The sequence below is a fragment of the Kitasatospora sp. NPDC093558 genome (assembly GCF_040683475.1).
Lineage (GTDB): Bacteria > Actinomycetota > Actinomycetes > Streptomycetales > Streptomycetaceae > Kitasatospora.
The window spans coordinates 1-4,487 of the sequence record NZ_JBFBDY010000523.1; the positions used below are offsets into that span (position 1 = coordinate 1).

Sequence of the window (4,487 nt, forward strand, 5' to 3'; positions counted from 1 at the left end):
AAGACGGGCGTGCCGACGATCTCGGGCCGGGAGGCGAGCTCGTGCACCCCCTCGACGAGCGACCCGCCGCCGCGGGCGATCGGCAGCAGCTGCGGCACGGCGGCGCGCAGCGAGATCTCGTCCGCGTGGCCGGCGTAGACGCCGCCCAGCAGCGGCTCGACGAGCCGGTCCACCACCTCGCGGCCGAGCCGGTCGGCGACGTACCGGCCGATCGCGACGTCGTCGCCGACCTCGGTGACGCCCTCGTGCCGCGCCCGCTCCAGCCCGTCGGCGGACAGCACCTGCGACGCGGCCAGCGCCGCCAGGTCGCCGGGGACGCCCATGACCTGCCCGCCCGGCAGCGGGCGCAGCGCGCCCCGGGTCCAGATGGCCGCCTTCGCGGTGGTCGGCGGCTCCAGCGCCTCCGCCAGCCCGACGGCCCGCGCGAGCTCGACCCCCTCCGGCCGCCGCGCCAGCATCGACTCGGCCCCGAGGTCCACCCGCACCCCGCCGACCTCACCCCCGCGCAGCTTCCCCCCGAGCCGCCCCGAGGCCTCGACCAACGTCACCCGCGCCCGCGCCGGCCCCCCACCGGCCGCCCCACTGAGAAACGCGGCCGCGGCCAGCCCCGCGATCCCGCCACCGATGACGACGACATGTGCATCCGACATGCCTCGCAGTCTCGCAGGTCCTTACACGAATGCCTCAATCCCCTGCACGCTTCACCAGCGAGCCGAGATCGACCAAGACCGGAAACGGCACCGGACGCAGCCTTCGATGCGTGGGGCGTACATCCAGTCCGGTAGCTCGTTCACGGGCCCACGATAGCGAGTCCGGGTCGCGGCCGAGCTGTGATGGAGTTGCGATCTCCCGGTGGGGTCCGTTCGTTCTCGTCGCTCGTCCAATGGGGAGACCTGACAACGGACTTGGGGAGAGGCCCGATGACAGCAAGACGAGCGGGGGCGGTGGCCGTGCTGGCTGCCGTGGTGGCGTTGGTCGGCGGATGCAGCGCGGGGCGTGACGGGACGCAGGACTCGGCGGCGGCGCCCGCGCCCAAGGGGGCGGCTGCCGCTGCCGCGCCCAGCGCGGCGGCGCCGGCTGCCGGCGGCGCTGCGGCGAGTGCCGCGCCGGTGGCGGACAACCGGCTGATCGCGTACAGCGCGCAGCTGTCCCTGCGCGCCCAGGATGTCGGGCAACTGCTGGTGAAAGCCCGGGAGTTGGCGACCTCCTCCGGCGGCTACGTCGGCGGGGAGGCGATCAAGGGCGGCGGTGACGGCGACGCGGGGGGCCAGCTGACCCTCAAGGTCCCGTCGGCGTCCTTCCAGCAGACGCTGGACCAGCTGGCCGGGCTCGGCGAGGTGGTGTCCCGCAAGAGCCAGGCGGACGACGTGACGCAGCAGGTCGCGGACGTGGCGAGCCGGGTGCAGTCACAGCAGGCGAGCGTGGAGCGGGTGCGGGCGCTGATGGCGCAGGCCAAGTCGCTGAGCGAGGTCACCTCGCTGGAGACGGAGCTGAGCCGGCGCGAGGCGGATCTGGAGTCGCTGCAGAAGCAGCAGAAGGAGCTGTCCGCCAAGACGTCCCTGTCGACGATCACCCTGGACGTGAGCCGCACGGCGACCGCGCCTCCGCCTCCGCCGAAGCCCGAGGAGAAGGGGTTCTGGGCCTCGGCCGGTGCCGCGCTGGGCGGCGGCTGGCACGTGCTGCTGACGATCCTGCGCGGGCTGGTCGTCGGGCTCGCCGCGGTGGCGCCGTTCCTGCTGGTGCTGGGCGTCCCGGCCGCGGCTGCGTACTGGTGGTGGCGCCGGAACCGCATCCCCGCCGTATCCGGCCGGGAAGGGAACGAGCAGGACTGAACGCGCCGGTGGCGGGCCCCTCGCCGGGAGGAGCCCGCCACCGCGGGGATCAGCGGGCGCTGGCCTCGTGGACGAAGGCGACGAGGCGGCTGAGGGCGTCCGGGTCCATGCTGGGCAGGACACCGTGGCCGAGGTTGAAGATGTGGCCGCTGGTGCCGAGCGCCTGGGCGGCGTGCAGGACCTCGCGGGCCTTGGTCTCGACGACCCTGGTGGGGGCGAACAGCACGGCCGGGTCGAGGTTGCCCTGCAGGCCCTTGCCGGGGCCGACCCGCTCGGCGGCGACGTTCAGCGGCACCCGCCAGTCGACGCCGACGATGTCCGCGCCGGCCTGGCCCATCAGGCCGAGCAGCTCGCCGGTGCCGACGCCGAAGTGGATCCGCGGCACGCCGTAGTGGGCGACGGCGTCGAAGACCTTGGCGCTGGACGGCATGACCGAGCGGCGGTAGTCGTCGGGGGCCAGCGAGCCGACCCAGGAGTCGAAGAGCTGGACCGCCGAGGCGCCGGCCTCGATCTGCACCTTCAGGAAGGCGGAGGTGATGTCGGCGAGGCGGTCGACGAGGGCGGCCCACAGCTCGGGCTGCCCGTACATCATGGCCTTGGTGTTCTCGTGGTTCTTGGACGGACCGCCCTCGACCAGGTAGCTGGCGAGCGTGTACGGCGCGCCGGCGAAGCCGATCAGCGGGGTGCCTCCGAGCTCCTCGACGAGCATGCCGACGGCCTCGGTGATGTAGGGGACGTCGTCCGGCTCCAGCGGGCGCAGCCGCTTGAGGTCCTCGGCGGTGCGGATCGGGTCGGCGATGACCGGGCCGACGTTCGGCTTGATCTCGACGTCGATGCCGACGGCCTTGAGCGGCACCACGATGTCGCTGAAGAAGATCGCGGCGTCCACCTTGTGCCGGCGCACCGGCTGCAGGGTGATCTCCTTGACCAGCTCGGGCCGCATGCAGGACTCCAGCATGGGGATGCCCTCGCGGACCTTCAGGTACTCGGGCAGCGAGCGGCCGGCCTGGCGCATGAACCACACCGGGGTGTGCGGCACCGGCTCGTGCCGGCAGGCGCGCAGGAACGCGGAGTCGTACGCGGCGCCGCGGCGCGCGGGGGTGGGCGGGCCGTCGAGGGTGGCCGCCGTGGTGTCTGCCGTAGTCTCGCTCACGGTTCAAATCTTCGCACGCGCCCCGGACGGCACTCCCCGGCCGGTCTCGTCGGTTCCTCCAAGATCTGGCCGGGTTTGCCGTTCCGGCACGCCGCGCAGGCGGAAGTTGCGGCGATAACCCGGGTCTTCGACCTAGTCTTCGGGTCATGGCAGCGGTCGGCGGGCACCCCGCGCAGGGTGGCGGAACAGGTGGCGGAACGGGTCGGGAGGGGGCGCCGAGCGAGTTCCGGGCCGCCGTGGCGGCGTTCGACGGGGCGCGGCTGCGGCCCGAGGTGCAGCTGTCCCCCGCGCCGGCCCCGCGCCGGCTGGCCCCGCACGCGTTCGCGGTGACCGCCTCGGTCGAGGTGGACGGCGAGGAGCTGGCGGACGGTCGGCTGGTGCTGCTGTACGACCCGGCCGGGCAGGAGGCCTGGAACGGGGAGTTCCGGGTGGTGACGATGACCCGCGCGGAGCTGGAGCCGGAGATGGCCGGCGACCCGATGCTGTCGGAGGTCGGCTGGGCCTGGCTGCTGGACGCGCTGCAGGCGCACGGCGCCGGATACGCGGAGCCGTCCGGCACGGTGACCAGGTGCGCCTCGCAGTACTTCGGCGCGCTCGCGGACCGGCCGTCCTCGACCGAGATCGAGATCCGGGCCTCCTGGACGCCGGCCGACGGCCGCTTCGAGCGGCACCTGGCCGCCTGGGGGGACCTGCTGTGCACCAGCGCGGGCCTGCCGCCGGCCGCCCCGGGCCCGCAGGCGCCCGCCGACGTCCCGTCACTCGGTGGAGTGGTCCCGATGCCCGCCCGGCGGCGCCCGCGCTCGCACTGAGGAGTGGCGTCGGGGCCGCGCGGCACCGGCCGGCCCGACGCCACCCCCAGGGCTGACGGAGCGTGGCTTCGGACCGGCTCTGCGTCAATTCACCGGTCGAAAGCGATCGACACCGACCCGTCCGGTGACGAATCCGATCGATTTTGTGCGAATACCAGGCATGTCGCATCAATCATTTGCGCGATTTGTCCGTATTGTTACTCACTAGATCGTGATCTTTCGCTAAAGCCGGGCACGGTAGCTGCCGAAGCAGACTGTGACCCTTTCCGAACGCGGAACACTCCGACCGCCCCCATCGGGGTTCCGTCCGCCACTCCCCGCAGGAGGCCTGGTGTCGGTCCTTCTTGAGCACCCCGCAAACGTGGTCGCCTACCGCCCGACCAAGCCCACCGCCATGGTGGTCATCGCCGATCCGCGCGTCCGAAACACCGTCACCCGCCACCTGTGGGCGCTCGGCGTCCGCGACGTGATCGAGGTGTCCTCGATCGCCGAGGCCCGCCCCCGGGTCTCCACCCCGCGCGACATCTGCGTCGCCGACGTGCACCTGCCGGACGGCTCCGGGCTGACCATCCTGGCCGAGACCCGCGCCGCGGGCTGGCCGACACCAAGCAGGCGCAGCGTGCGGGCGAGGTCGCCGCCGTCGACGCGGAGAAGCTCGCCGCGCTGGCCTCCGTCCACGGGCTCGGCCGGTAC

Annotated in this window: 4 protein-coding genes and 1 pseudogene; 3 read left to right on the forward strand and 2 right to left on the reverse strand. The window is 73.3% G+C overall.

The window, feature by feature from the left end:
- On the reverse strand, positions 1 to 650 hold a 650-nt coding region (gene hemG, locus AB0O00_RS30570), incomplete at its 3' end, for a protoporphyrinogen oxidase (protein ID WP_363657262.1).
- 270 nt (positions 651 to 920) lie between these two features.
- On the opposite strand from hemG, the gene AB0O00_RS30575 reads away from it, so the two are divergent.
- Positions 921 to 1,832, forward strand: a complete 912-nt coding sequence (locus AB0O00_RS30575; RefSeq protein ID WP_363657264.1) for a DUF4349 domain-containing protein — start codon at positions 921 to 923, stop codon at positions 1,830 to 1,832.
- Between the two features lie 49 nt (positions 1,833 to 1,881).
- On the opposite strand, the gene hemE is transcribed toward AB0O00_RS30575, so the two are convergent.
- Complete coding sequence (gene hemE / locus AB0O00_RS30580) at positions 1,882 to 2,985, reverse strand: uroporphyrinogen decarboxylase (RefSeq protein WP_363657266.1); 1,104 nt, start codon at positions 2,983 to 2,985, stop codon at positions 1,882 to 1,884.
- Positions 2,986 to 3,131: 146 nt separating this feature from the next.
- Between hemE and AB0O00_RS30585 the strand changes: the two genes are divergently transcribed.
- Positions 3,132 to 3,794, forward strand: coding sequence for a DUF3000 domain-containing protein (locus tag AB0O00_RS30585; protein WP_363657268.1), 663 nt, complete (start codon positions 3,132 to 3,134; stop codon positions 3,792 to 3,794).
- A gap of 331 nt (positions 3,795 to 4,125) precedes the next feature.
- Positions 4,126 to 4,487: pseudogene (locus AB0O00_RS30590) on the forward strand (hypothetical protein); the annotation flags it as partial.